The organism is Thiocapsa marina 5811 (assembly GCF_000223985.1).
GTDB lineage: Bacteria > Pseudomonadota > Gammaproteobacteria > Chromatiales > Chromatiaceae > Thiocapsa > Thiocapsa marina.
Genome location: NZ_AFWV01000009.1, coordinates 172,040 through 197,375 on the forward strand (window position 1 = coordinate 172,040; position 25,336 = coordinate 197,375).

Consider the following 25,336-nt stretch of genomic DNA (forward strand, 5'->3'; position numbering starts at 1 on the left):
GCTCACCTCGCCCAGATCAGATTCCGGAATACCGAACGCCTGTGTTCAAGCTCAGATCTTCGCGGATCTGACGGCTCGCCGTCTCGGCGAGCTGCTTTCGGATGGCGCTTTCGGGATCTTTGAGGTCACCGAAGACGATCGCCTCGTGCCCAGCCTCGCGACAGGCATCGACGCAGGCGGTGGACTCCTCGCCGAAGTCGCGCCGGTGGACACAGAGATTGCAGCTCTCCACACATCCCTTGCCGCGGGGCACGCGGGTGAGCTGGTCCTCCATCACCTTATGGATGAAGCTCCTGGCCTTGTAGGGGCAGGCCATCATGCAGTAGCGACAGCCGATGCAGGTGTGGCGGTCGACCATGACGATGCCGTCGGCGCGCTTGAACGAGGCCCCGGTCGGACAGACGTCCACGCACGGGGGGTTCTCGCAGTGCTGGCACATCATCGGGAGATTGGTCACACGCCCGGTCTGATTGTCCTGGAGCTTGACCTTGCGGATCCAGACCGCCTTTTGGTCGTCCCAGTGCTCCTGCGACGCGCCTTCAGGCTTGTTTTGAAGATTCAACCCGTTCTCGCGATCGCATGCCTCGACGCAGGCCGAGCATCCGTCCGCGCACTTCGCGGTGTCGATCAGCAGGCCCCAGCGCACGTCGCCGGTGACCGCCTCCGAGCGCGGGGCGGCCGCGACTGAATGCAGAACAACCCCCGGCGCAACGACGGCCCCCGCAACACCGGCGGCGACTCCCATGAAGGCCCGGCGCCCCGAATCGGCAGGACCGGCATCGGCCGGACGATCGGTTGGTTCGTGGTGATCTTTCATCTCAGTGGTCTTCCCCGTCAGGTCGAGCCTGAATCGATCGATCCACACCGGCGGCTTGGAAGGCTGCATGCGACGCCAGCTCGGCTCCCGGCCCTTTGGGCACGGACGCATGGCAATCGAAGCAGTTCAGGTTGACGGCCGCGAAGGCATGGCAGGCACCGCAGAACTCGTCCTTCTGATGAATCGGTGTCGGCACCTGGTCCGCGTCGGTGCGGATGTGACACTCGACGCAACCGGCAAGACTGTGTTTGCTGGAGCGGATTCCGCCATGCACGGTCGCGTCGCGCTGGTGCTTGATGAGCTCCATATGCTTGCGACGCATCACGTCGGTCGGCTCGACACAGGACTCCAAGGCCGCCGCCTTGGATCCCTCGAGCACGTAGGTCTTCGCGTCGGCCGCCAGGACGACTTGGGTGACCAGCACCCAAGCCAATCCAACGGCGACGAGGCCAGCTCTCACTGCGGCTTTTGCCATCGACGCCTCCACTGTGTTTACTCGCCGAGACCCATCTTGATGTAGCCGGTCGGGCAGACATCGGCGCAGATATGACAGCCGATACACTTGGCATAGTCGGTATCGACATAACGTCCGGTGGTTCGGCTGTCCTTGTCGACCCGGAAGACAGCGTCTTGCGGACAGAAGATCACGCAGTTGTCGCACTCGAAGCACATGCCGCAGCTCATGCAGCGCTTGGCCTCGTCGATCGCCTCAGCCTCGGCCAGTCCGATGACGCGCTCCTTGAAGTGGCCGAGCACGTCATCGGAGCTCGGCACCTCTTCCTTGCGCAGATTGCGGGCGTGGAAGTTGAAGTGGCCGAGGAACAGCTCCTCGTGCGGGATGACCTCGGCACCCGAGCGATCCTCGTAGTTGTGGATCGCGTAGTTGGCGCTCGAGGTTCCGCGCATATCGCCGCGCTCGTCGGGAACGAACGACTCGGGCGCGAGATTGGCCTCGGTCATTTTCTCGAGCAGATTGAAGTGGTGCACATCGACCTTCGGGCGACGCTTGTGCTCGACCTGACGGACGTACTCGTCGATGGAGTCGACTGCGATCGACGCCTGTCCGATAGCCGTGGTCAACAGATGCGGGCGGATGATGTCGCCGGCGACGAAGTGGCCGGGCTTGTTCGGCACCTGATAGAACTTGTCGGCGTTCATCAGACCGCGCCCGTTGTCGAGCTCCTCGAGGCCGGACAGATCACCGCCCTGACCGATGGCGGCGACGATCAGATCGGCCGCAAGAATGCGCTCGGTCCCTTCGACGGGGGTCGGACGGCCGTCGACCATCTGGCAGTCGGCGACCCGCAGACCGGTCGCGCGTCCGTTCTCGCCGAGCATGACCTCGAGCGGCATGACGCCGTCGAGGATCGTGACGCCCTCGTGGGTCGCGTCGTGCACCTCGTGCTCGGACGCCGTCATCTTGTCGCGCGTGAACAGCGAGGTCAGCGTCACCTCGGCGCCCTCGGCAGCGGCAGTCATGGCCGCATCATGCGCGACATAACCGTCGTGGATCACGGTTTCGGGCAGGTCCTTCGGACCGGTCTTGCCGATATGACCGAGCCGACGGGCGACCGAAACGACGTCGATCGAGGTGTCGCCGCCGCCGACGCAGACGACCTTATCGGCGGTGATCTTCATGCGGCCTTCATTGAAGGCCTTCAGGAAGGCGACACCGGAGACGCAGTTGGGCGTGCCCTGCCAACCCGGGACGGGCAATCCGCGACCGCTTTGGCAGCCGATCGCCCAGAGCACCGCGTCGAAGTCCTTCTCGAGTTGCTCGACTGTGACATCGGTGCCGACCTTGGTCTTTAGGCGAACCTCGATCTGACCCATGTCGAGGATGCGCTGGATCTCGGCGTTGAGCTTGTCGCGCGGCACGCGGTAGCCGGGGATGCCGTAGAAGAACATCCCGCCAAGTCCGTCGTTCGCCTCGAAGATGGTCGCGGCGTGTCCTTTGCGGCGCAGCTGGTAGGCGGCTGCGAGCCCCGCCGGGCCGCCGCCGATGATGGCCACGCGCTTGCCGGTATCGACCGGCGCGGCCTCGAACCCGTAACCCTTCTCGATCGCGGTGTCGCCGATAAACTGCTCGACCGCGTTGATCCCGACGAAGTCTTCCAGTGCGTTGCGATTGCAGCCGTCCTGACAGGGCGCAGGACAGACGCGACCCATCATCGACGGGAAGGGGTTCGCGTCGGTGGAGCGGCGGAAGGCATACTCATGCCAGTCCATTCCAACCGGCGGCTTCTCCATTCCGCGGACGATCTGCAGCCAGCCGCGAATATCCTCGCCCGACGGACAGCTGCCCTGGCACGGCGGTGTCTTGTGGACGTAGGTCGGGCACTTGTGCGAAGTGTCCTGAACAAAGATCTTGTCCGTCAACTTCTCCCACTCGTGCTGACCGTCCTCGAAACGGCGCCAGGAAGGTTTGCTCTTCATTTCGTCGGTTGAAGTCGCCATGTCGATCACTCTCCGTACCGGTTGAACCCTGATGCATCGTCAGGGGGTTCGTATCAGCGTGCAGCTCGCAACCCGCGAAGACTGCGCTATTCGGCGCAAGACCGCCGGGGGGTCACGCGGCCTCGTCCGCCTCGTCTTCGTCGTCCTCGACATCCTGTCCGGTCAGCACGATGGCGTTCGACACCAGCTGGTGCAGACTCACGATCTGGTCCATCTCCATGCCGTAATAAGGAAGCACCTTCGTGAACTGGCTCTTGCAGATGGCGCAGATCGCGGCCATGTGCGTGACGCCCTTCTCCAGCATCACGTTGTTGAGTGCCTCGACACGGGGTTTGGCGCCCTTGACGCGCAGCTCCATCAGGTCGTCGGTCAACAATCCGCCGCCGCCTCCGCAACAGAAGGTGCGGTCGCGGATGGTGTCCTCGTCCATGTCGTAGAAGTGGTTGCAGGTCTCGCGGATGATGGCGCGCGGGATCTCGAACTGTCCGCCGGGCGTGTTGCCCATGCGAGAGGCACGGGCGACGTTGCAGCTGTCGTGATAGGTGAGAACCTTGTCGTCGTTCTCGCTCTTATCGAACGTGAGCTTGCCCTCTTGAATCAGGTTGTAGGTGAACTCGCAGATGTGCTGCGGGACCGGATAACGCGGATCCAGGAAATCCCAGGGTCCGGCCAAGGTGTTCAGGAAGCTGTAGGCGACGCGCCAGGCGTGGCCGCATTCTCCGAAGACGATGCGTTTGACCTTGAGCTCGATCGCGGCTTCGCGGATGCGCTGGGCGACCCTGCGCATGTTGTCGTACGACCCGATGAACATGCCGAAGTTGGCTGCTTCGGACGCATGCGAGCTGAGCGTCCAGGTCACGCCGGCCTCGTGAAAAACCTTGCCGTAGCCGATCAATCCGTCGACATGCGGCTCCGCAAAGAAGTCGGCCGAGGGCGTCACCAACAGGATCTCGGCACCGACTTCATCGATCGGGTAGCGCACGGCCACGCCGGTTTCGTCGAAAACGTCTTCTTCCAAGCCCTCGAGCGTGTCCTTCAACGCAGGCCCGGGAAGGCCTAGGTTGTTGCCGATGGTGTAGACCTTACCGATGATTTCGTTGCAATATTTTTGCCCCACCCCGATGCTGTCCATGATCTCGCGCGCGGCCATGGAAATCTCGGCCGTATCGATCCCGTAGGGGCAGAAGACCGAGCAACGCCGACACTGCGAGCACTGGTGGTAGTAGCTATACCAATCGTCGAGGACGTCCTTGGTGAAGTCCTCGGCCCCGACCAGTTTCGGAAACAGCTTACCGGCCAGGGTGAAATAGCGCCGGTAGACCTTGCGCATCAGATCCTGCCGTCCGACCGGCATGTTCTTTGGATCTTTGGTGCCCAGGTAATAGTGGCACTTGTCGGTACAGGAGCCGCATTTGACGCAGGAGTCGAGATAGACCCGCAAGGAGCGATACTTTCCGAGGAGCTCGCCCATCTTGTCGAGGGCCTTCTCCTGCCAGTCGTCCATGAGCTCGCCGGGAAAGCCGAGCGGCGCCTGAAACTCGGGCTTGGCCACGAACGGCTTGCTGTGAGCCATGGTCTCCGGCGTCACGGGCGGGACGTCGAGGTACTGACTCAGCTCGGGAACTTCAAACGTTGCCTTAGCCATGGATCAACCTTTGCTGCGGACAGAGTGGCGCGAAAAAGCTATTCCTGCTCGAGTCGTTTCGCCCAAGGCACGATATGTCGGCGCTCGCGCGGGTTGTCGACCTGATTGCGGCTGGGGCTGAAGAAAAGACCCGGTGCATGGAGTAGCTTGCTGTAGGGGAAGATGATCATCAATGCAGCCACCAGAAAGAGGTGCAGCAACAGGAGCGGATCCCCGGGCAGCGGCTGCGGGTCGAAGCTGTAGAGCCCGATGAAGAAGGACTTCACCGCGACGACATCGGTGTGGAAGACGAACTTCATCAGCAAACCGGTGCAACCGATGGCGATCAGCAGCGCCAGGATCAGGTGATCCGAGGGCGAAGAGATATAGCGGACGCGGTCGACAAAGAAACGTCGCGCCCACAAGCCCGCAAGCCCGACGACCATCGCGATACCGCCGTAGATTCCGAAGGGCTGAACCAGCTCGATCGGGAGCCACACGGGTTCCATGAAATAGCGCAAATGGCGAAGGGTGACCAGGAAAAGGCCGAAGTGAAAGATCCAACCGAAGATCCAGGTCCACTTGTTGCCCCGAAACAGGCTCTCGAAGAGCACGATCTCGCGCGTCATTCTGAACACGACGCCTGAACGAGTGGTCGGTGCCGGTGTCGTCGGAATCTTCAGCGGAGCTGGGGTGCGCGCGTACTGGACGACCTTGAAGGTCACGCCGGCCAACAACACCAGGGCTGCGAAGTAAAACAAATAGGCGTAGACCATGGTCAGGAACGACATGTGCCTGGTACCTCAGTGGATCGGAGAGTCGCCGGGGGTCGAGTCCGCAATGCACCCGCCCCCGGTCACGGCCGCCGTGTCAGACGCAGCCGGTCGGCTTCGGCAGTCCGGCGAAACGGCACGCCTGCTTGGCCGGACCATAGGGGAACAAGCTGTAGAGGTACTTGCTGTTGCCCTTGTCCTTGCCGAGCTTCTTGCCGACAGCCTTGGTGAGAACCCGGACCGCAGGTGCGATCTGGTACTCCTCGTAGTACTCGCGCAAAAAGTTGATGATGTCCCAGTGCTCGTCGGTCAACTCGATGTTGTCCTGCGCCGCCATGACGGTGGCCACACCCGGCACCCAGTCGTTCAGGTTGGCGAGGTAACCTTCCTCGTCCACGCCGTATTCCTTACCCTCGACTTCGATCGTGTCTGACATCTCGATGCTCCTATCGGTTTCTGAAAAACTACAACCAGGCCTGAACTTTCCCGTTTTCCGCGGCAAGATCCACGAATCCGGCATAGTCCACGACACTGATACCCTCGATGATACGCTCCGCGGAAAAGCCGCGCGCCTGTAGGTCCGGACCCAGGACGTAGACCTTCAAGCGACCGAGCGCATCGCTCACATGGGGCTCGACGGCGGTGCCTTTAAGGGCCGCATAGACGCCGTCTTCGAACAACAACACGGCCGACCCGTCGGTGGCAAACTTCAGACAGGAGTCAAGCGCGTTGCGCTCGAACGGCGACTTGTTGACGGTGTGCAGAATACTCATGACGTCCCTCTAGAAGCTGAAGATCGCATCGGATTCGTTCATCAGCTCGCCGACGCGGGCCGAGTCGATCACCTCGACGATGTTCTCGATCTCTTCTTCGGTCTCGAAGTCCTCCCAGGCGATCTCGACCAGATCCTCTTGAGTCAGACCGCGGGCCTCCAGCGAGGCACGGTCGACATAGATCTTCTTGACCTCGTAGTCGCCCAAGGTACGGAACGTCGGCGAGAAGTTCTTCATGCCGATCGCCTTGGTATCTTGCCCCTTGGTGAGCTGATAGACCCCATCGTCGAGGAACATGACGCTGACGTCCTGATCGAAGGCGGCTCCGATGAGCACCACCTCCAGCGCTTCCCAGGCATAGATGGTCCCGTAGGGCGCCTTGCGGTTGAGGTACATGAATTTCTTCACGACTTCCGACATCTCAAGTCTCCTTTAGTCGCCGAAGACGACGAGACGGTCGGCTTGGATGGCCGCCTCGACCAGCTGCCCGAGTCCGGAGATGCGGAACTTCGGATGAATGTTGGTGGCGTCCTTGCCGTTGCGGCTCGCTTCGCCCTCGTCCACGATGCCGCGGCGCTGAGCCGCGGCCACGCAGACCACCAGATCGAGGTTGTGCTGCTCGGCCAACTCCGCCCAGCGATTGACGATATGGCGGTCGTCCTGGGGCGGTGTGGTCAGACGCGTCGAGTTGTTGACCCCGTCATGATAGAAGAAGACCCGAAAGATCTCGTGCCCCTTCTCCAGCGCCGCCTTGGCAAATTGATACGCCGAGTCGGATGACTGGTGCTGATAGGGTCCCTCGTTGATCTGAAGTGCGAACTTCATGCCGACCTCTCGACTGATTGCGATAGCTCTTGAACCGATCCCTCTGACCGCCTTTAGAAGCGGATGTACGAGGAGCTGTTGAAGCTGGCCCGTGCGCCGCGCCAGGTATCGATATGATACTTGGTGAAGGGCAGCTCGACTTCCTCGAAGAACCGCGGCCAGCCGATACGCTCGATCCACTCGTTGACCCGCTCCCAATCCCGCGCGCCCTCTTTATACGCCTTGAGGATGCGCTTGACGATGGCGGTTGCCTCGGGCCAGCGCGGCGGGTTGTTCGGGATCCCGGCGGCGACGAGCTTCTGGAAGGTCGGCTTGCCGCGGGCGTTGGAGTGGTTTCCACCGACCCAGATCGCCAGCTTGGAATGCTCGGCATCGTTGATCTGCATGGGCGGACAGGGCGGATAGCAGGCACCGCAGCAGATGCACTTACGCTCGTCGACTTCCAGCGACGGCTTGCCGTTCACCATGGCCGGGCGAATCGCCGCGACCGGGCAGCGCGCGACAACCGAGGGGCGCTCGCAGACGTTGGCGACCAGGTCGTGATTGATCTTCGGCGGCTTGGTGTGCTGCACGTTGATGGCGATATCGCCCTGTCCGCCGCAATTGATCTGGCAGCAGGACGTAGTGATATGCACCCGATTCGGCATGTTGGCGTTGCGGAACTCGTCGATGAGCTCGTCCATCATGGACTTCACCACGCCCGAGGCGTCGGTGCCGGGGATGTCGCAGTGCAGCCAGCCCTGGGTGTGCGAGATCATCGCCACCGAGTTCTGAGTACCGCCGACGATGAAGCCAGCGCCTTCGAGCGCATCAATGAGGGGCTGGACCTTCGCCTCGTCCGTCACCATGTATTCGATGTTGGAGCGCAAGGTGAAGTGCACATAGCCCTCGGCGAATTCATCACCGATATCACACAGCTTGCGCAGGGTGAAGACATCGAGGATCCGCTGGGTGCCGGCCTTGATGGTCCAGATCTTATCGCCGCTGTAGGCGACGTGCAGTAGAACTCCCGGCCGGGGATGGTCGTGATACTTCCACTGGCCAAAGTTTTTACGCATCATCGGATGCATGTATTGCCAGGGATCAGGGCATCCGGATTCGATCGGCTCACGCATGTCTGCCATCGCCTTTACTCCAATATTTCAGTCTGATGGTAAGTCAGTCGGCGGCACCCTCGGGTGCCGGCACCTCGGGATCTCGAGTGCGGCACCTACGGGTGTCGGTGCGGAATTACTTGCCGGCTTCGGCTTGACGCTCGAACCACGCCTCGGCCGCCTCGTCCCAGCCGTCCAGTCGGACGTAGGAGCTTTGACGCGGGTGGCTCAGCATGTTCGGATCCGGCTCGATCCCGATGCCGTCAAGGAAATTAGCCAGGCCGATACGCTCGATCATCTCGCCGCAGCGCTCGTGCTCCAGACCGTTCTCCGCCCAGAAGTCGATGATGGTCTCGGCAAGCTCGACCATGGACTCGTAGTCCTCTTCGGTTTCGAGCTTCTTGAAGGGCACTACAACCGTGCCCATCAGATCGCCGATCTTGAGGGTACGCTTCCCGCCGATGAGGATGGTGACACCCTTGTCGTCGCCCGGATGCAGTGCCTTCGGCATCACGTTGAGACAGTGCATGCAGCGCACGCAATCGCGGTTGTTGACCACCAGGGTGTTGTCGTCGGTCAGGCTGAGCGCCTGCGTCGGACAGCGCGTGATGACGTTGTCGATATAGTACTGACGACCCTTGTCGGCGATGTAGTTCTTGACCTCGGCTTGGTCGACCTTCATGTCGTCGCGCCACGTGCCCAGCACCGCGAAGTCCGAGCGCTCGATGGCGTTCTGGCAGTCGTTCGCACAACCGGACACCTTGAACTTGAACTTGTAGGGGAGAGCCGGGCGATGAACGTCGTCGACGAAGTTGTTGACCAGAGCGCGATGCGCCTTGAGCTCATTCGTGCAGGACATCTCGCAACGTGCCGCACCGACACAGGACATCGCCGTGCGTACGCAAGGACCGGCACCCCCGAGATCCCATCCGTATTCGTTGATCTCGTCGAAGAAGTGCTGGGTATTCTGACTGTCGGTGCCGATGAACATGATGTTGCCGGTCTGACCGTGGAAGGTCACGAGGCCCGACCCCCATTTCTCCCAGCTGTCGGCCAATTGGCGCAACATACCGGTCGAATAGTGATTACCGGCCGGCGGCTGGACGCGCAGCGTATGAAACTCTTTGGACTTCGGAAAGGCCTTACCTACCTCGGAGAAGCGCGGGATGATCCCGCCGCCATACCCGAACACCGAAACGGTACCGCCCTTCCAATATCCCTTACGGGTCTCGTACGAGTGCTCGAGCTGACCCAGAAGGTCATTGGTCATCTCGTTGATGCGTGGCTCGGGATGCTCGTCGCGGAGGCGCTTGATGCCCGAAATGAAACTCGGCCAGGGGCCTGTTTCGAGCTGATCAAGCATCGGGGTACTGTGCTTCTCGATAGCCATGGCGCTGTCTCTCCGAATCAGAATGAAGCAGGAAGGGATCGGGGTTTCAATAAAACCGGGTCGGACATGTGTTCGGCACGCAACCGATTGACCGAGTGTCTCGCCATGGCGCGGGCCGGCTGACATACCTGAATGGCCGGCGCACATCGAAACCTAGTTTCACCGAGACCCCATCGTCATTCGCTAAATTACCGGCTCCGGGGGCCGACGCCCATTCCACGATTGGGAGGGCCATCAGCCGACGGACTATCCCATTCGGGATAGAGGCATGACGAGCGCCGCAGCGGGTGTCCTCCCGATTGTTTTGGCGGCGAACATGCTTGAGCAAATTGACAGGAGATGCTACATCCGGATGAAGTCTAAGTCAACATTCTCTAATATTCAGGTTTACTCATTTAAGGGGTACAGGCCGTGGACGACCCTTTCGCTCTCTCGCAAATCAGCGCCTATTCGGACTGGAGGGCCCGCAAGCTTCGGGCTTATCCAGCCGATATCGCCGACCTGCGTGTCCCCGTCGGGCGGCTCGACCAACCTACGGAGGCCGAGCGGGCCGCTTTGAAGGAACGAATCGATACCTTCAACATGGCCTTGGTCGAGGTCGATCCCGGTGGAATCCGCACCGATGCACTGCTGTCCTTCACACGGGCTTTAGGGCTTCAAAGGACGGATGCCAACCTCTTCGCCGATGCCTCGGCCGTGAGCCGCATCACCGCGACGCGACGCGACCCCGGCGAGGAGCGACGAGCGGACGCGGGTCCCCGGACCCACGGCGGCGCCACTCTCGGCGACTTCGCCCCCTACACCGACAAACCGCTGAGCTGGCACACCGATGGGTACTACAACGCCCCGGACGGGCAGGTCGGGGCCTGGTGCCTGTTCTGCGTCCGTGCCGCACGTGACGGCGGGGAGAACAGCCTCATCGATCACGAGATGGCCTATCTGCGACTTCGCGATGAATCGCCGCGCCACATCGAGGCCCTCTCTCATCCGCAGGCCCTGAGCATACCGGCGCACATCCAGGCCGGGCGCACACTCCGCGCGCAGAGTGTCGGGCCTGTGTTCTCGGTGCGCAAGGGACACCTGCACATGCGATATTCGGCACGCGCACGCCACGTCCTCTGGCGCGACACGCCCGACACGCGCGCGGCGCGGGACGCACTGGATCGGTTGTTTTCCCGCCCGGATGTCTTCACGTTCAGGTACAGGTTGAGACCGGGAGAAGGGCTGGTGTCGAACAACGTCCTTCACTGTCGCTCCGGATTCAGCGACGACGAAGACCCTGCCAAGGCGCGGCTGCTTTACCGCATCCGCTTCCTGGATCGAATCGGACTCGACTGAGGTTCGACCGAAGCGGTCGAGGCGCGCCACCGACCGGCGGATCGGCCTGGACCCGTCGCCGTGTACCGACAAAATAACGAGACACCGACCCGCAAGCGCGAAGATGCCGACCGGGCGAAGGTCTCAACATCAACCCAACGACAAAGGAGCAGTAGCGGCGACCCATGCTCAAGCTCAGCGAGATACTGGTTTCCAATCAAGACATCGAATCCTTCGACGAGCTCGTCCCCGTCATCCAGGCGGTCGCGCGTTCGGGCGAACGCTTCTTCAGGATGGACGTCAAGCCCCCCTACCCCGACACCCCGGACAATTGGGAGGACCGTCTCGAGGCGGCCTTCAGCGGGCTCGTCCGATGATCTCCGAGTCCAGATCCGAGCATCGCCCGGAGCGCATGAGGGCGCCATCATGAAACAGTTCGACGTCCTGGCAACGCAGATTGCCGATACCGCGGCCGATTCGATCATTAATCGCAGTGCCGAGAACGCATCGCTCGAGTCGCACTTGAAGATGCAGCAGGATCGGCTGAAGAATCTCCTTCAGATCCATGCCCCCGGGCACGCGATCGCGGACGCCCGGCTGCAGGTCGCACGCACGCTGGTGAGTCTGGAGCGAGGCGAAGAGGCTTGGCCCATCGGCCGTGCGGCCTTCGACCATTTCATCGCACACGACTCCTTCGAGCTCGCCGCCGACGCCTGCGATGTTTTGTTTCAGGCCGGCCAAGAGGAGTCGCTCGTTGCGCTCGGCCAAGGGATCTGGCTCGCCGTGACATGCCCAATCGATCCGGAGCTGACGATCGAGCTGCTCGGTCACGTGATCGACGAGACGCCCGACGACGCCGACGGTGCCGCGGTCGCCGCAACCACGGCACTCTTTATCGCCGACGTCCGCGCCCGAGACCGTCAACGCGACGATCTCATGTTCTTTGCGACCCAAATGCTCGGCACGGTTGCACGACGACACAGCGGCGTCGACTCACCCGAGCAGCTCGAGAACTGGATGGAGCGCCTCGAGCTCAAGGAGCCGGAGAAGTTTCTGGTCCGCTTGCGCAACGTGGTCGATGTCCTTGTTCAGGACGCATGGTGGTTCGACCGGCGAGCGCTGCAGGAACGTCTCCCGTTCGCCTGAGGGCATCCCGCTGCTTCAGACCCCGGAACATACTCGAGAGCACTCACGGACACACACGATGTTTTGGAATGACGACGACAACGCCGACCGGATTCGCGTGCCGGACGACATCGTCGATCTCCTTTTCGGGATCGACTGTAAGTGCATCCCGGTCGACCACGCCTATCTGCTCGCCGACGCGTTGAGACAGGCGCTGCCCTGGATCGCCGAGGAGCCGGGCGTGGCCGTGCACTCGGTGCACGTCGCCGGGTCGCAAAACGGCTGGGAACGGCCCGAGCACGGGCCGGACTCCTATCTCGCCGTCTCCCGGCGGACCAAGCTCACCCTGCGGGTTCCCCGGCACCGAGTCGCCGAGGTGTTGCGCGACCTCCCCGGGACCAGGCTCCATCTCGGGGGCGAAGCGCTCGTCGTGCGCGCGGGCAAGACCAAGCCGCTCAGCACCGAGACCACGCTGTTTTCTCGGTATGTTGCTCTCGACCTCGCCGAGGGGGCGGACGACGACGAGGGTGTTTTCCTCGAGACCGCGGCGCGTGCCCTCGCCGAGATCGACGTTCGCGTACGCAAGGCCGTGTGCGGCAGGACCAACCGGCTCGCCACACCCGAGGGCCCGATCACGACACGCAGCCTGATGCTCGCCGGACTCACGCCGGATGAATCCATCCGGTTGCAGCAACGGGGAATCGGTCGCCATCCCCTCCTCGGTTGCGGCATCTTCATCCCCCACAAAGGCGTCGACTCGGTCAAGCCCAGCCAGGGCTAAGCACGGCTCGGCGCGGGCTCAGTGCGAGGAGCGCGCGCCCGCGTCCGAACAGGCACGGGGGCATCGCACCCCGGCCGCGGGACAACCCTCCCCCGGTGTTTCATCTCCCCGCACGCTTCAAATGCGAGCCGCTCCGGACGCGGTTTAGTCAGTCGGATCACAAAAAAATGTGACGTCTGCATCACAAAATCATAAAATTAGAAAGTTTAAATCAAACCCCAAAAGACGGGTAGATCGTCGCGTAACGACTCTTCCCCGCCGAGCAAAGACGAGAGGAGCAACCATGGCCATCGAAGTCAACGGCAAGACCATCGAAACGACCCCAAGCGGCTACCTTCAGGAGCTCGCAGACTGGAGCGAAGATGTCGCGATGAAGCTCGCGGAGATCGAGGGCATCACCTTGACCGACAAACACTGGGACGTCATCAACTATCTGAGGAGCGAGTACCACGACAACGCCCAGAACCAACCCATGGAGCGCGTGGTTCTGAAAGAAATGGCCAAGAAGTGGGGCACCAAACCCACGAGCAAGGATCTCTACACCCTCTTCCCGCTCGCACCGACCAAACAAGGCACCAAGATCGCGGGTTTGCCCGAGGTGCTGCGCAAGGGCGGTTACTGAAGCGACCGGCCGCGCTCGTCGCACGATCCACGGACGGATCAAAACAACCCGCCTCGACCGGAACGCGCTCGGAGCATGCCGTTGAACCCGGATCCGGCATTTTGAACCGCAAAGGCGCAAAGGACACAAAGGAAAACAAGAAATTACAGGTTGGTTTTCCCCGCACCCGCCCCCGCCTCGCCGGCCGCCTCCGTATCCCGCGGTAAGCACGTCCCGTCCCGACCTTCCCGAAACACCCGCACTCGAGCGTGCCGCGCGAGCAGCACGCCGGCTGCCGACGCTCGACCGATCGATCGGACGCCCTCTATACCGCGTCACGACGAAGGTCGGAAGAATCCTTGAGCCCGACACAACATGAGAACGCCGCATTTCACTCTTGACGCAGTTTGGTCGCCAGCTGTCGCTCTCACTTGATCCAGATCAGTCTCGCCCGCTTCGCCGGGAGAACCCGGCGGCACGGTAAGCAATCCGCCTTTACTCCTTCGTGGATGCCGTATATAAATGCGAACGGTTGTCATTTGCTTTCGCATCGAGATGGAGCATCCGCTATGTATCGCATCAAACACCCCGCCGACCCTAGCCTCGTTCTTGCCGCGCTGACCTCCGGTCTACTTGTCGCATCGGCAGCCCCGAGCTGGGCCTACGACGTCACCGACAACTTCTCGATCGGCGCGGTGTTGGGCGCGGCGGGTCAGTGCCAGGAGGGGCTCGGCGGATTGGTCGACGAGGCCGGGCAGTCGCTGGAGGGAGACACCTGCCGCGGCGGCATGCCGTTTCAGCTCGAGATGAGCTTTCGCCCGAGCGAGCGCGACGAGCTCTACGCCCTGCTCGGCTTCGCCGTGGACAACGGCCTGAACGCCGTCTCGCCCTTCGTGCTCGCGCCCTGGGCGGTCGATCTCGAGGACGATCTGCAGGACATCAACGGGCGCGGCCGCGACTATCTGCTGCAGGCTTGGTACAAGCACACCTTCACGCTGGGCGAGGACGCCACCCTCGGCGCCACCTTCGGCATCATCGACTCCACCGGCTATCTCGACGAGAACGCCTACGCCAACGACGAGTTCACCCAGTTCATGAACGAGGCGTTCGTGAACTCCGGCGGCTTCAATCTGCCCTCCTACGACGCCGGCGCGGCGCTCGAGCTAGCACTGGGGGACTGGGAGATCACCGCCGCGGCATTGAACATCGGCGAGAACGACGACGGCAACAACTACAATTTCTGGGGCGCACAGCTCGGCTATCGTCTCGATACCGCACTCGGCGAAGGCAACTATCGCGCCGTGATCACCGGCACCTCCTCGGCCTTCTTCAAGCCGGGCGCGCCCCTCGGCGAGGAGCCGGAAGGGACCGAGGACGGGTCGCCGCTCGCCGCCGAGGACACCCCGGAGAAGACCGATCTGATGGGCTACGGGCTGTCCTTCGACCAGGCCCTCGGCGATCGTCTCGGTGCCTTCCTGCGCATGAGCTGGACCGATCATGAGGACATTCTCGACTACCGCGGGCTTTACACCGGCGGCCTGAACATCGGCGGCGGTCTCTGGGGCCGCGAAGCCGACAACGTCGGCATCGCCTACGGCTACCTCGACGGCGCCAACACCGGGATCGCCAACACCAACGTGGCCGAAATCTACTACCGTTTCGCCGCCAACGACTTCCTCGCTCTCACCGCCGACGTTCAGTATATGGCCGACGCCTACGACAGCGGCGAGGACATCGAGGGCTGGATCTTCGGACTGCGCCTGGTGGCGGGGCTTTGATGAAACCGTGATGAAACCGCGTCCGGTGACGTCATGTCCTCTTGCCGGGTTATTCCACCTTGCGGACATCAACGAGCGCCGGAGTCGACGCGGTTTCATGAGTCTAAGGGCAATTGACGATTCAGCGCCCTGCTGGGGTTCGCAAGCTCACCCCAGCCGACATGTTGCGGTTGCTCTTAAATCGGCCCCTATCTCCTGAACCGCGTCGCGCCAAGGTCGTTCCTGCGCTCCGAGGCCCGGAGCACCTCGGAGCACGCGTCTCACGGGGAACGCGGTTCAGTAGCGGTTCAGTTGCGAATCGCCTGGATGGCCGCATGCCTACGGTATCGACCCACAGCCGACAGCAGACCACTCGCATGCCCCAGCAGTCTATTCGCTTCGCGTTCGACAACAGCTACCGACGTCTTCCCGATCATTTTCACGCCCGCATCCATCCAACGCCCGTCACGACACCCGGCTTGATCAAGCTGAACGCAGCATTGTTTGAAGAGCTCGGCCTGGATCCGGCGGCTGCGGATCCGGACGTGGCGACCCCGCTCTTCGCCGGTAATCTCCTGCCGAACGGCGGTGATCCGATCGCGATGGCCTATGCCGGCCATCAGTTCGGCAACTTCGTCCCGCAGCTCGGAGACGGCCGGGCGATCCTGCTCGGCGAGGTGCTCGACCGGGCCGGGCAACGTCGCGACATCCAGCTGAAGGGATCCGGACAAACGCCCTTCTCCCGCAGCGGCGACGGACGCGCGGCGCTCGGGCCCGTTCTACGCGAGTACATCCTCGCCGAAGCCATGCACGCACTCGGGATCCCGACGACCCGTGCGCTCGCCGCCGTCACGACCGGCGAGCCTGTCTATCGCGAGACCATCCTGCCCGGCGCCATCCTGACGCGCGTTGCGAGCAGCCATATCCGCGTCGGAACCTTCCAGTATTTCGCCTCGCGCGGCGACACCGAGGCCGTGCGACATCTCGCCGATCACGTCATTGCCCGCCATTACCCGCAAGCTAGCGGGGCCGACTCGCCCTATCTCGCGCTGATCGAAGGCGTCCTGGAGCGACAAGCCGCCCTCATCGCAGCCTGGATGCACGTCGGTTTCATCCACGGCGTCATGAACACCGACAACATGGCGATCTCGGGAGAGACCATCGACTACGGGCCGTGTGCCTTCATGGACGCCTATGATCCGGCCACCGTCTTCAGCTCGATCGACCGCGGTGGCCGTTACGCCTACGGCAATCAACCGGGGATCGCCCAGTGGAACCTCGCCCGCTTCGCCGAGACCCTGCTGCCCTTGATCGACGACGCATCCGACGCCGCAATCCAACAGGCCACCGACCTGATCCGCGGCTTCTTCGGCCGCTACGAGGAGCACTGGACCGCCGGCATGCGACGCAAACTCGGCCTCGCCACCGCCGAGCCCGAGGATGTCGACCTCATCCACGGGCTCTTGGACGCCATGAAGGCGTCGGGCGCCGACTTTACGCTGACCTTCCGTCGCCTCTGCGACGCGGCCGCGGATCCCGCGGCGGACAGCGGCGTACGCGATCTGTTCCTCGACCGGCAGGCCTACGATGCCTGGGCCGCGCAGTGGCGCGCACGTCTCGAACGAGACCCGCAAACCCCCGCCGAGCGTGCCGAGCACATGCGCGACACCAATCCGGCGGTCATCCCGCGCAATCATCGCGTCGAGCAGGCGCTGAATGCGGCCGTCGAACAGAGCGACTTCGGACCATTCGAAGCCATCCTGCGCGTCCTCGAACGCCCCTACGAGGATCGCCCCGAGCTTGCCGGCTACACCGAGCCGCCGCAGGAGGAGGAGCGTGTTTTGAAGACCTTCTGCGGGACCTGAGTCGACACCGCCTGCGAAGGCCGATCATCCTGTGCCGGCCAGGCCGCAGTGTCCTTGGAGAGGTCTGATCCGACTTGGCCGGCCGCTGAATCCTCTCCATCGTCGGCCCTGGCGGAAAACCCGGAGGAGTTGGCGCGCCAGCCCGGAAGCAGGGCTTCCATTAAGGAAGTCATGCTTCATGATCACGATGCATTGTTTTTATTCGAGTTATGTCGGCTTTCACCAAAACCGACGACGAAACAAAATCCAACCGCTACACTAAGCCATTGATGATTATCATCGCCCGCCCTGGCACAAGCATTGCGGAGCTCAGGTTGCCGTTCTCGGCCAACCGGAACACCAAATGAGGGTAGGAGAAACGCGATGAGCTATCTGAAAGACGAGATCAACGCACGTGTCGATGCCTATGATCATTGGGCGACGCGTCGCCGCTTCGGACCCGACGGCCCCAACAATCGGCGGCTCTGGGTCTTGGCTTGCATGGACGAACGCCTGCCGGTCGATGAAGCACTCGGGATTCGGGTCGACAGCCCGGTGGGCGGCGGCGATGCTCATTGCTTCCGCAACGCCGGCGGGATCGTCACGGACGACGCGATCCGATCGGCGATGCTCACCTGCAACTTCTTCGGAACACAGGAGATCGTGATCGTCCAACACACCCAGTGCGGGATGCTGTCGGCAAACGCCAAGGACCTGGAAGCGGCCCTCCGGGCCAAAGGCGTCGACATCGACGCGCTGGCTCTGGATCCGACCTTGCCCGAGTTGAAGCTCGAGCCGGGCGGCTTCGCGAAATGGATCGGGATGATGGACGATGTGGACGTCACCTGCATGAAGACAGTGGAGACCTTCCGAAATCACCCCCTGATCCCGAAGGACGTGGTCGTCAGCGGCTGGGTCTGGGAGGTAGAGACCCGGCGCTTGCGCCCGCCCGTGCTCGATGACGAAAAGCGCGCCCGTACGGATGTCACCTCCGCGCAGTTCGGCGTCACGACGCCGCAGCCCAACCGCTGGCGTTGATCGAAACGGCGCCCGACTCGGGCGCCGCCTTGCCCCGCTCCACGACACTTGCTCGACGACGGGCGTTGACATCAATAGAGAGTGCTCCGATGCCGATCTACGACTACCAGTGCACCTGCTGCCAAACCTCCTTCGAGAGCTCCCGAGCCATGAGCGCCGAACCGCCACCCTGCCCCGCCTGCGGGGCCAAAACGGCTCGGGTCTTTCTCTCCGCACCCGCGGTACACGGCCGAATGGCCCGGGGTCGGGATCAGGCCGTTCGCTCGCTGCAGCCTGCCGACACGTCGCGGGGTCACCAGCATGGTCCCGGATGCGGGTGCGGGCACTCATAAGGGCGCATTCTTCTTGCGCGCCGAACGATTGACCTCATCGATTATCGAACATGCCTGAAGCGACTGGATCACCGTCACGCGCGGTCGCCTTTCTCCAATCCTTTGTGTCCGAGATCGCCAAGGCGATGGATCGGGCCGAGTGCCCCAGCTGTGCCGCTCACCTCGAGCAGATCGAGCAGATCGGCCTGACGGCCGGCGTTTGTCTGGAGGAGAAGGCTCGCGAGGTCCTCGGCTCACCCCGGCCGATGGACCGGGACCATTACGCGGACCTGATCGTCGAGATCAAGAACCAGATCGGCGGGCGATTTTCCCGTGCCTCCGGCGAGGCCGGCACGGTCAGAGTCGTCAATAGCCGATGCCCATTCGGCGAGCAGGTCAAGCATGCACCCTCGCTCTGCCGGATGACGTCGAGCGTCTTCGGCGGAATCGCCGCGCGCCACTTCGGCTATGCGAAGGTGGAGCTTCGACAGACGATCGCGGGCGGGGATGGCTCCTGCGACGTCTGCATCTATCTGGATCCGCAGCTTGCCGCGCGAAACGAGGGGACCGAATACCGGGCGGACGGAGAGCGCCTGACCTCGGGAAACCTCACCACGTTCATGACACCCAAGGTTCACCGGCGACTGCGCGAGAACTGGTGCCCGCCGCCGGTCGGTGCCGGCAGCCCCGACGCAGCCCTGCAACCGATCGTCGCGGAGTCCGCGGCGATGCGCGATGCACTGCGGGCGGTCCGGATCGTAGCGCCCACGGACGTGACCGTCATGATCACCGGCGAGACCGGCTGCGGCAAAGAGCTCGTTGCACGCGCACTGCACGGGCTCAGTGCGCGTCGCGACAAGCCGATGGTCACGGTCAACTGCGGGGCCATCCCGGAGAACCTGGTCGAAACGGCGCTGTTCGGGCATGAGAAAGGCGCCTTCACGGGCGCTTACGAGGTCCATCACGGCTACTTCGAGCGCGCCGAGAAAGGGACGCTCTTCCTCGACGAGATCGACTCGCTCCCGCTTTCGGCGCAGGCCAAGTTGTTGCGTGTCATCCAGGAAGGCGAGTACGAACGCGTCGGCGGCAAGCGCTCCCTGCGCTCGGATGTCAGGATCATCGCCGCATCCAACCGAGAGATCGTCGCGATGGTCGACGCCGGACATTTTCGCCGCGACCTCTTCTATCGACTCAACGTCGTGCCGATCGCGATCCCGCCGTTGCGCGAGCGAACCGAGGACATCGACGCCCTGATCACGCACATCCTCCGCAAGCTCGCCCAACGCTATGCCACTTCCGAAAAGACATTGGTGCAAGCCGCGCGCCTCAAAGCCTTGGCCTACGCCTGGCCGGGAAACATTCGAGAGATGGAGAACGTACTCGAACGCGCCTTCATCTTTGCCGCGGATGCCCGGATTACCGACATCGACGTTCCGGTGACCGCGCCGACCGAATCCGTCCCCGCATGGCGCACGCGCAAACAGCAGGCAGCCAAGCAGGCAGAGGTCGACACGCTGACCCGTGCACTGAGGGTCAGTCACGGCAATGTCGATCAAATCGCGACCCAGATGGGGATCACGCCGCGAGCGGTCCGCATGAAGCTCAAGGCGCAAGGACTCAGGGCTGCGGACTACAGGTAGGGTCTCGACGGCTGCGCCGTCGGTCATCAAAGACGCCCCGCTTCCAGAAAGCTGAAATAGGCCGTACGGTTGAAGATGATGTGATCGAGCAACCCGATTCCAAGCAGGGCACCCGCGGCCTTGAGCTGCCGGGTCACCTCGAGATCTGCCGGCGACGGCTCCAGACTCCCGGCAGGATGGTTGTGGGCGACGATCACGGCCGAGGCCCGGTCGGTCAAGGCGTCGGCGAAGACCTCGCGCGGATGAACGTGCGTGCGGTCGACCAGACCGATGGACACGACCCGGATGTTGATGATCTCGTTCGCCCCGTTGACGCTGGCACAGAGGAAATGCTCTTGCCTGCGGTCGGCATAGTGGCGCACATGCGGCAACAAGTCGGCCGGCGTCTCGATCCTTGCCCCGTCGGGCTTAATGCGGCGACGCGCAAACTCCAAGGCCGCCATCACCAAGGTCGCCTTCGCGTCGCCGATGCCGTCGAGGCTACGCAGGTCGTCCGCCTCCACCTCGAGCCCCTTCTCGTCGATGACCCTGGCCAGTTTGCCTGCAAGCGCCATCACATCCGTGCCCGGTGTGCCCTTGCCGAGCAGCACGGCCAAGAGCTCCTGATCGCTCAGCGCACCCGCGCCCTTTCGGAGCAGTTTCTCGCGCGGCCGGTCAGCCGCCGGGATGTCGCAAATTCGCTTGCCCATCCCGTCAGGCTGCGACAGCGAGATGGGTCTGGATGACCGTGATAGCCATGATGTCGAAGATACCGCCGGTGTCGGTGTATTTGAGATCGGCCAGCTCCTCGTAACGCGCCAGATCGCTGTAGATGCCCTGAATCTCGCCGTTCACTTGTCCGCGATAGGCGCCTTCGAGGTAGAGCCGGTCCTCTCGATGCGCCTGCACGGTCCCGCGGATGGTCGGATCAGCGACCTTTTGCTCGGTGACCTGTTTGATGTAGAGCGCTTCTTCGTCGCTGATGGCAAACCTGGTCCGAATCTCCTCGATCATGTCTTGGACGGAGATCTTCCGCGGCGGCGGCCCCGCCCCCCGTTTGGCACCGCCGGGGCGGAGCTTCACCTCGCCGCCTGCGTGTCGCACCTCACCCTGATACTCGACGGCGGCCTTGATGACCTCGGTTCGACGGATCTGCTTCATCAGCTCCGAAACGCTGCCGGGCTTGATGAGCTGGGGACCGACATAGGCCGTGAAGGCCACAAATTCGCGGATCTCCTGCGGATAGGTGACGAAGCAGGTCAAGAAGTGGAACGCCTTGACCAGTCTGACCAAGAGATAGACGTAGCCCTTGCGGTCGTCGCCTGACGGAAAGTGGGCCTGGAACCGCACGCGCAGGGCACTCACGAGGAATTGCACCTGAGCATCCGTAGCACTCGCGACCCTGTCGACGAAGTCGCGGGCGTCGGCCTGCGTGAATGGGCCCGCGCTCAGGATCTCGGCATGTAAGCGGATGCACAGCTCGGGGTCCGGCTCGTCGGGCTCGAACGGCGTGCCCTTGCGATACCGGGCAAAGGCATTGAGGATGGCGGCCGCGTTGTTGGTGAAATCCACCACGACCACATCCTGCTTGCCCTCGTGGCAGCGATTCAGGCGCGAGACCGTCTGCACCGCGTTGCGGTCCGCGACGGATTTATCGAGGAACATCCCGGCCAGCAGCGGTTGATCGAAACCCGTCTGGAACTTGCTGGCCACCACCATCAAACGGTAATCGTCGCCCTCGAAGCGGTCCTCGATCAGCTCGCCGTCCGCGAGCCCGTTGACCGCATGCTCGCTGATCGCCTCGTTTGTCTCAGGGTGAAAGAAATCCGAGAAGGCATAGAGCACCTTGTAGTCGGCACCGCGCTCCTTGAGCTTCTCCCGAAGGATGTTGAAATAGCGCAATCCAGCCACGCGCGAGGTGGCGACGATCATCGCCTTGGCCCGCCCTCCGATCAGCGGTTTCACGGTCTCCTCGAAGATCCGGAGCATCACCTCCGCCTTGTACTGGATCAGCCCGTCGTCTTGGAACGCGACGTTCTGCAACGCCTTGGCGATGACACCTTTCGGATACAGCGGCTCCCGATTCGGCGCCGGGACGATCGGGCAATGCAGGTTGTAGAGCGTCTTGTACGAGATGATGCTCGCGGCTACGTCGACGATGTAGCCCTCGGCGATGGCTTCGGCCTCGGTGTAGCTGTCGAAGGGATCGCCGAAAAGGGTCACCGTGGCCGGGGACGGCGTGGCGGTAAAGGCGACGAAAAGCTGGTTGCGGTCGTGCTCGCGGATGATCCGGGCGATGGTCTCCTCCGCGTCCTTGTCGTCGCCCTCGGCGTCCTCCACATCCGGATCTGCCGACGCGCGAAACGGCACGCGGATGGCCACCCCCATCCGTCCCTCTTGCGAACGATGGGCCTCGTCGATCAGAAAGGCCACCCGCAGACCCTCGAGGTCCGGATTATTCTCGATCTGCTCCAGCACCCAGACGAACTTCTGCTGGGTAGTGACGATGATCGACTTACGCTCCTTCAGGAAGCACGGCAGATGGTCCGCCTTGCGTGCCAGACCCACCAGGCCCTTGAGGTGCGTGAAGTTCTCGAGATCGTCCCGGATATTGGTATCGAGCGATTTGCGGTCCGTCAGGATGAAGACGATGTCCACCAGCTTCTCGCCGGTGCCCGGCTTGAAGAGGCTGTGAAGCCGGTCCGCAAGCCAACAGATGGAGAGCGTCTTGCCGCTCCCGGCCGAATGGTCGATCAGATACTTCCGACCGATGTCGCCCGACGCCGCAAAGTGTGCCGCGGCATCGTCCGCGACCTTCCGCACCATGCGGCTCTGGTGATAACGCGGCAGGATGGTGAAGGCCGGACGTTCCGGCTTGTCGTCCTCGGCCTCGCGGTACGGCACCCGAACCAGGAAGAAGGACAGCATTTCGAGCAACTGGTCCTGCGAGAGCACCTCGCGGTACAGAAACTCGATCGGGTACTCGCCGTCGGTCTGCGGCCGATTAATCAACCCGCTGTTGTGCCAACGGAAGTTCTCGGCGCGGCGCGGGTCGCTCGCGGCCATCACATCGCTCGTGTCCGCGGCGAGATAGAGAAACGGATGTTGGAAGATCTTGTGGGCGTGGTCTCGCGCGGCAAACTGCGCGACGGCGTCGTGAACGCTCTGGTTTTTCTCGTGCTTCAGCTCCAGCACGACGATCGGCAGACCATTCAGGAAGAGGACGATATCGATCTCTTGGTTGGTCTTGCCGAAATAGAAGTGCGGCCGGAAGCTGATGCGGTTCTCCGCGTGCTTCGTCGCCGCAGCGCTCTCGCTCGAACGGGGTTTCGGATAGTAGAGGCGCAACTCCAGACCGCGCACCTTCAGCCCGTGGCGCAGGATCATCCAGAGCGGTGTGTGCTCGAGCGCCTTGCGCAGCGCGCGAAAGACCTCGTCGCGTGCGTCGGTGCCGTAGTCATCGACGAGCTTGCGGAGCTGATCGGACTGGGTGGCCGCGAGGAAGCTCCAGAGTTCCTCTTCAGCGATGGCGTTCTCGGTGTCCGTGATGTCGGACTGTTCGAGCACGCCATAGCCGTGCACACGCACCAGGAAGGCCGCGATGTGCTGCTGAAAGCTCAGCTCCGGGATGTGCCGTCGACCTTTTGCCATGTCGGATCTCGATTCCCTGATCGTCGTTCCGGCCCTAATCGATGCACACGGATGGACGACGTGTGCCTTGAATCCTGTCTGGTTCCAAAGTCTCTCACGGAGACACGGAGTGCACCAAGAGCATGTCTCTGTTTCTCCGCGTGCTGCGTGAGGCTTTCCGCGCCGGAACCAAGGCGCCAACCTAAACCGAGAGGTGACAAGCGAATTGTGCTTCGATCAGGCGTGCGCTGCGACTCGCTCCACATCCGCCGCCGTGATCCGCCGCTGTCCGGTCACGCATTCATGAATCAGGGATTTTCGGTACGCAGTAAGCGTGCCGATCTGGCGCTCAATGATGGCGATTGTTTCCTTCACGTTTCCTAATTTTGTGTCGAGATAGTCACAGATCGCGCGCTGTTCATCAAATGGTGGTAACGGAATCAGCATCCGAGAATAACGGGTCGAGTTCAGATTGGACTGCTGGACCGATGGAATTGCCAGTTTCCTTGCAAATGAGAGAAACCCTTCACTGTTAGCCACGTAGTTCAGAAACTCGGGCATAATTCGGTGATTGACCCGTAAGCGAACCAAATATGACGCAAACGTGACTCCGTCGTCCTCTTTGCCACGAAACAGGGCAGCCTTTCCGACCTGGTCTGGGCTGTTCGTTCGGTTGTAAAGCAAATCGTTGTGGGCAAGCAGCAAGTCCTCGGTAACCTCCTGGACAAACTCCATCTTCGAAAAGACGATCTCGCCGGCTTGAATATTCCCCATCTTGAGGACCGCGTGCCTTCCCTCAGGCTCGGTCCGAACCGAGATTCCGTAATCTAAACGCGAGACAAGCCGTTTAATTCGAGTGACCGACCACCGATCAGGCAGCGACCCGATCCAGTCCTGATCAATCTTGGTATGCCGCGCATGCGCACTCAACCCTTGTGTGACAGCCTTTTCGATAATACTTGCTCTGAGAAGATCCAGCCTGGCGATCTGCCGCCGCTTGGTGGCCGCCGCCGCGTCGATTGCTGCGCAGCTCGCGTCCAGGTAATCGGCGATGCGCTCCTGCTCCGACAGCGGAGGCATCGGAACCTCAAGCGCATTAAAATCCCTGTCGTCGACTGCTGGATAACCGACACCCTTTGCTGTAGCTTCGAAATATTGTCGAGCCGAATCTGAAACTAAGGTGTAATAGGCAAACCTCGACTTGAAATGCCAGTCTTTCGGCTGAACGACATTGAACCCGGTAGAACAAACGAGTTGTTCCATACCGCCATCGATCAAGACAATTGATTGCAGGTTCGGTCGGACCGATGAAACCAGTATATCGCCTCGCTGCACTAGCCTACGAGCTCGCGAAGGCGCAACCGCATAACGCAATCGCGGGATTGCCGTGGCATCGATCACGCCGCGAAAATCGACATTCGAGATCTCTAGATAGTCAAATTCGAAGTCCGGATCTGTACTCGCCGCCAATGATCTACCATTGATAGTGGCCACGTCCTTCAGCCGATCACTCTTCCAGTAATTAGGCATCCATGTCATTTCAACGAACCTTCGCACATC

At 62.2% G+C, this 25,336-nt stretch carries 24 protein-coding genes; 10 read left to right on the top strand and 14 right to left on the bottom strand.

Annotated features, from left to right (window positions below):
• Positions 1-16 precede the first annotated feature (16 nt).
• From dsrO to dsrA, 11 genes are all read right to left on the bottom strand, one after another.
• On the bottom strand, positions 17-817 hold the full coding sequence (gene dsrO, locus THIMADRAFT_RS14335; RefSeq protein ID WP_007193777.1) for a sulfate reduction electron transfer complex DsrMKJOP subunit DsrO: 801 nt from the start codon (positions 815-817) through the stop codon (positions 17-19).
• Position 818: 1 nt separating this feature from the next.
• A complete protein-coding gene (locus THIMADRAFT_RS14340) occupies positions 819-1,292 on the bottom strand; it encodes a hypothetical protein (RefSeq protein WP_007193778.1) in 474 nt (157 codons plus the stop codon).
• Between the two features lie 17 nt (positions 1,293-1,309).
• Complete coding sequence (locus THIMADRAFT_RS14345) at positions 1,310-3,274, bottom strand: NAD(P)-binding protein (protein WP_007193779.1); 1,965 nt, start codon at positions 3,272-3,274, stop codon at positions 1,310-1,312.
• A gap of 112 nt (positions 3,275-3,386) precedes the next feature.
• Entirely contained in the window at positions 3,387-4,919 is a 1,533-nt protein-coding gene (gene dsrK, locus THIMADRAFT_RS14350) for a sulfate reduction electron transfer complex DsrMKJOP subunit DsrK (RefSeq protein ID WP_007193780.1), read from the bottom strand.
• 38 nt (positions 4,920-4,957) lie between these two features.
• Positions 4,958-5,689, bottom strand: coding sequence for a respiratory nitrate reductase subunit gamma (locus tag THIMADRAFT_RS14355; protein ID WP_007193781.1), 732 nt, complete (start codon positions 5,687-5,689; stop codon positions 4,958-4,960).
• 79 nt (positions 5,690-5,768) lie between these two features.
• On the bottom strand, positions 5,769-6,107 hold the full coding sequence (locus THIMADRAFT_RS14360; protein ID WP_007193782.1) for a TusE/DsrC/DsvC family sulfur relay protein: 339 nt from the start codon (positions 6,105-6,107) through the stop codon (positions 5,769-5,771).
• A 28-nt stretch (positions 6,108-6,135) separates the two neighbouring features.
• The gene (gene tusB / locus THIMADRAFT_RS14365; RefSeq protein WP_007193783.1) at positions 6,136-6,444 is read right to left on the bottom strand and encodes a sulfurtransferase complex subunit TusB; all 309 of its coding nucleotides are present in this window, start codon (positions 6,442-6,444) and stop codon (positions 6,136-6,138) included.
• 9 nt (positions 6,445-6,453) lie between these two features.
• Positions 6,454-6,864 (bottom strand): sulfurtransferase complex subunit TusC, encoded by a 411-nt coding sequence (gene tusC / locus THIMADRAFT_RS14370; protein WP_007193784.1) that lies wholly within the window; start codon positions 6,862-6,864, stop codon positions 6,454-6,456.
• A 12-nt stretch (positions 6,865-6,876) separates the two neighbouring features.
• Complete coding sequence (tusD, locus tag THIMADRAFT_RS14375) at positions 6,877-7,269, bottom strand: sulfurtransferase complex subunit TusD (protein ID WP_007193785.1); 393 nt, start codon at positions 7,267-7,269, stop codon at positions 6,877-6,879.
• A gap of 53 nt (positions 7,270-7,322) precedes the next feature.
• Positions 7,323-8,393 carry a dissimilatory-type sulfite reductase subunit beta gene (gene dsrB / locus THIMADRAFT_RS14380; RefSeq protein WP_007193786.1) on the bottom strand — a complete coding sequence of 357 codons (1,071 nt, stop codon included), beginning with the start codon at positions 8,391-8,393 and terminating at the stop codon, positions 7,323-7,325.
• A gap of 106 nt (positions 8,394-8,499) precedes the next feature.
• Entirely contained in the window at positions 8,500-9,753 is a 1,254-nt protein-coding gene (gene dsrA / locus THIMADRAFT_RS14385) for a dissimilatory-type sulfite reductase subunit alpha (RefSeq protein ID WP_007193787.1), read from the bottom strand.
• A gap of 411 nt (positions 9,754-10,164) precedes the next feature.
• On the opposite strand from dsrA, the gene THIMADRAFT_RS14390 reads away from it, so the two are divergent.
• From THIMADRAFT_RS14390 to THIMADRAFT_RS14430, 10 genes are all read left to right on the top strand, one after another.
• Positions 10,165-11,091: a TauD/TfdA family dioxygenase gene (locus THIMADRAFT_RS14390; protein ID WP_007193788.1), complete on the top strand. Its 927-nt coding sequence runs from the start codon at positions 10,165-10,167 to the stop codon at positions 11,089-11,091.
• A 164-nt stretch (positions 11,092-11,255) separates the two neighbouring features.
• Positions 11,256-11,447 (top strand): hypothetical protein, encoded by a 192-nt coding sequence (locus tag THIMADRAFT_RS14395; protein WP_007193789.1) that lies wholly within the window; start codon positions 11,256-11,258, stop codon positions 11,445-11,447.
• Positions 11,448-11,496: 49 nt separating this feature from the next.
• The gene (locus THIMADRAFT_RS14400; RefSeq protein ID WP_007193790.1) at positions 11,497-12,216 is read left to right on the top strand and encodes a hypothetical protein; all 720 of its coding nucleotides are present in this window, start codon (positions 11,497-11,499) and stop codon (positions 12,214-12,216) included.
• A gap of 58 nt (positions 12,217-12,274) precedes the next feature.
• Positions 12,275-12,976 (top strand): type I-MYXAN CRISPR-associated protein Cas6/Cmx6, encoded by a 702-nt coding sequence (gene cas6 / locus THIMADRAFT_RS14405; protein ID WP_007193791.1) that lies wholly within the window; start codon positions 12,275-12,277, stop codon positions 12,974-12,976.
• A gap of 283 nt (positions 12,977-13,259) precedes the next feature.
• A complete protein-coding gene (locus THIMADRAFT_RS14410) occupies positions 13,260-13,598 on the top strand; it encodes a TusE/DsrC/DsvC family sulfur relay protein (RefSeq protein WP_007193792.1) in 339 nt (112 codons plus the stop codon).
• Between the two features lie 548 nt (positions 13,599-14,146).
• Positions 14,147-15,355 (top strand): carbohydrate porin, encoded by a 1,209-nt coding sequence (locus THIMADRAFT_RS14415; protein ID WP_007193793.1) that lies wholly within the window; start codon positions 14,147-14,149, stop codon positions 15,353-15,355.
• Between the two features lie 314 nt (positions 15,356-15,669).
• Positions 15,670-17,199 (top strand): protein adenylyltransferase SelO, encoded by a 1,530-nt coding sequence (locus THIMADRAFT_RS14420; RefSeq protein ID WP_007193794.1) that lies wholly within the window; start codon positions 15,670-15,672, stop codon positions 17,197-17,199.
• Between the two features lie 363 nt (positions 17,200-17,562).
• A complete protein-coding gene (locus THIMADRAFT_RS14425) occupies positions 17,563-18,216 on the top strand; it encodes a beta-class carbonic anhydrase (protein WP_007193795.1) in 654 nt (217 codons plus the stop codon).
• Positions 18,217-18,305: 89 nt separating this feature from the next.
• The gene (locus THIMADRAFT_RS28595) at positions 18,306-18,548 is read left to right on the top strand and encodes an FmdB family zinc ribbon protein (protein WP_083829290.1); all 243 of its coding nucleotides are present in this window, start codon (positions 18,306-18,308) and stop codon (positions 18,546-18,548) included.
• Between the two features lie 50 nt (positions 18,549-18,598).
• Entirely contained in the window at positions 18,599-20,167 is a 1,569-nt protein-coding gene (locus THIMADRAFT_RS14430) for a sigma 54-interacting transcriptional regulator (RefSeq protein ID WP_007193796.1), read from the top strand.
• A 26-nt stretch (positions 20,168-20,193) separates the two neighbouring features.
• On the opposite strand, the gene radC is transcribed toward THIMADRAFT_RS14430, so the two are convergent.
• From radC to THIMADRAFT_RS14445, 3 genes are all read right to left on the bottom strand, one after another.
• Positions 20,194-20,856, bottom strand: a complete 663-nt coding sequence (gene radC / locus THIMADRAFT_RS14435) for a RadC family protein (protein WP_007193797.1) — start codon at positions 20,854-20,856, stop codon at positions 20,194-20,196.
• Between the two features lie 4 nt (positions 20,857-20,860).
• A complete protein-coding gene (locus THIMADRAFT_RS14440; RefSeq protein ID WP_007193798.1) occupies positions 20,861-23,797 on the bottom strand; it encodes a DEAD/DEAH box helicase family protein in 2,937 nt (978 codons plus the stop codon).
• Positions 23,798-24,013: 216 nt separating this feature from the next.
• Positions 24,014-25,306, bottom strand: coding sequence for a restriction endonuclease subunit S (locus tag THIMADRAFT_RS14445; protein WP_233490258.1), 1,293 nt, complete (start codon positions 25,304-25,306; stop codon positions 24,014-24,016).
• Positions 25,307-25,336: the final 30 nt, after the last annotated feature.

What these genes read in the sequence shown, in the direction of transcription:
- tusD (WP_007193785.1), bottom strand. Translation starts at nt 7,269, where the DNA reads ATGAAGTTCGCACTTCAGATCAACGAGGGACCCTATCAGCACCAGTCA.
- dsrA (WP_007193787.1), bottom strand. Translation starts at nt 9,753, where the DNA reads ATGGCTATCGAGAAGCACAGTACCCCGATGCTTGATCAGCTCGAAACA.
- dsrB (WP_007193786.1), bottom strand. Translation starts at nt 8,393, where the DNA reads ATGGCAGACATGCGTGAGCCGATCGAATCCGGATGCCCTGATCCCTGG.
- THIMADRAFT_RS14415 (WP_007193793.1), top strand. Translation starts at nt 14,147, where the DNA reads ATGTATCGCATCAAACACCCCGCCGACCCTAGCCTCGTTCTTGCCGCG.
- THIMADRAFT_RS14445 (WP_233490258.1), bottom strand. Translation starts at nt 25,306, where the DNA reads ATGCCTAATTACTGGAAGAGTGATCGGCTGAAGGACGTGGCCACTATC.
- THIMADRAFT_RS28595 (WP_083829290.1), top strand. Translation starts at nt 18,306, where the DNA reads ATGCCGATCTACGACTACCAGTGCACCTGCTGCCAAACCTCCTTCGAG.
- THIMADRAFT_RS14345 (WP_007193779.1), bottom strand. Translation starts at nt 3,274, where the DNA reads ATGGCGACTTCAACCGACGAAATGAAGAGCAAACCTTCCTGGCGCCGT.
- tusC (WP_007193784.1), bottom strand. Translation starts at nt 6,864, where the DNA reads ATGTCGGAAGTCGTGAAGAAATTCATGTACCTCAACCGCAAGGCGCCC.
- radC (WP_007193797.1), bottom strand. Translation starts at nt 20,856, where the DNA reads ATGGGCAAGCGAATTTGCGACATCCCGGCGGCTGACCGGCCGCGCGAG.
- THIMADRAFT_RS14420 (WP_007193794.1), top strand. Translation starts at nt 15,670, where the DNA reads ATGCCTACGGTATCGACCCACAGCCGACAGCAGACCACTCGCATGCCC.
- THIMADRAFT_RS14340 (WP_007193778.1), bottom strand. Translation starts at nt 1,292, where the DNA reads ATGGCAAAAGCCGCAGTGAGAGCTGGCCTCGTCGCCGTTGGATTGGCT.
- THIMADRAFT_RS14440 (WP_007193798.1), bottom strand. Translation starts at nt 23,797, where the DNA reads ATGGCAAAAGGTCGACGGCACATCCCGGAGCTGAGCTTTCAGCAGCAC.
- THIMADRAFT_RS14400 (WP_007193790.1), top strand. Translation starts at nt 11,497, where the DNA reads ATGAAACAGTTCGACGTCCTGGCAACGCAGATTGCCGATACCGCGGCC.
- THIMADRAFT_RS14410 (WP_007193792.1), top strand. Translation starts at nt 13,260, where the DNA reads ATGGCCATCGAAGTCAACGGCAAGACCATCGAAACGACCCCAAGCGGC.
- THIMADRAFT_RS14425 (WP_007193795.1), top strand. Translation starts at nt 17,563, where the DNA reads ATGAGCTATCTGAAAGACGAGATCAACGCACGTGTCGATGCCTATGAT.
- dsrO (WP_007193777.1), bottom strand. Translation starts at nt 817, where the DNA reads ATGAAAGATCACCACGAACCAACCGATCGTCCGGCCGATGCCGGTCCT.
- THIMADRAFT_RS14355 (WP_007193781.1), bottom strand. Translation starts at nt 5,689, where the DNA reads ATGTCGTTCCTGACCATGGTCTACGCCTATTTGTTTTACTTCGCAGCC.
- THIMADRAFT_RS14395 (WP_007193789.1), top strand. Translation starts at nt 11,256, where the DNA reads ATGCTCAAGCTCAGCGAGATACTGGTTTCCAATCAAGACATCGAATCC.
- dsrK (WP_007193780.1), bottom strand. Translation starts at nt 4,919, where the DNA reads ATGGCTAAGGCAACGTTTGAAGTTCCCGAGCTGAGTCAGTACCTCGAC.
- cas6 (WP_007193791.1), top strand. Translation starts at nt 12,275, where the DNA reads ATGTTTTGGAATGACGACGACAACGCCGACCGGATTCGCGTGCCGGAC.
- THIMADRAFT_RS14430 (WP_007193796.1), top strand. Translation starts at nt 18,599, where the DNA reads ATGCCTGAAGCGACTGGATCACCGTCACGCGCGGTCGCCTTTCTCCAA.
- tusB (WP_007193783.1), bottom strand. Translation starts at nt 6,444, where the DNA reads ATGAGTATTCTGCACACCGTCAACAAGTCGCCGTTCGAGCGCAACGCG.
- THIMADRAFT_RS14360 (WP_007193782.1), bottom strand. Translation starts at nt 6,107, where the DNA reads ATGTCAGACACGATCGAAGTCGAGGGTAAGGAATACGGCGTGGACGAG.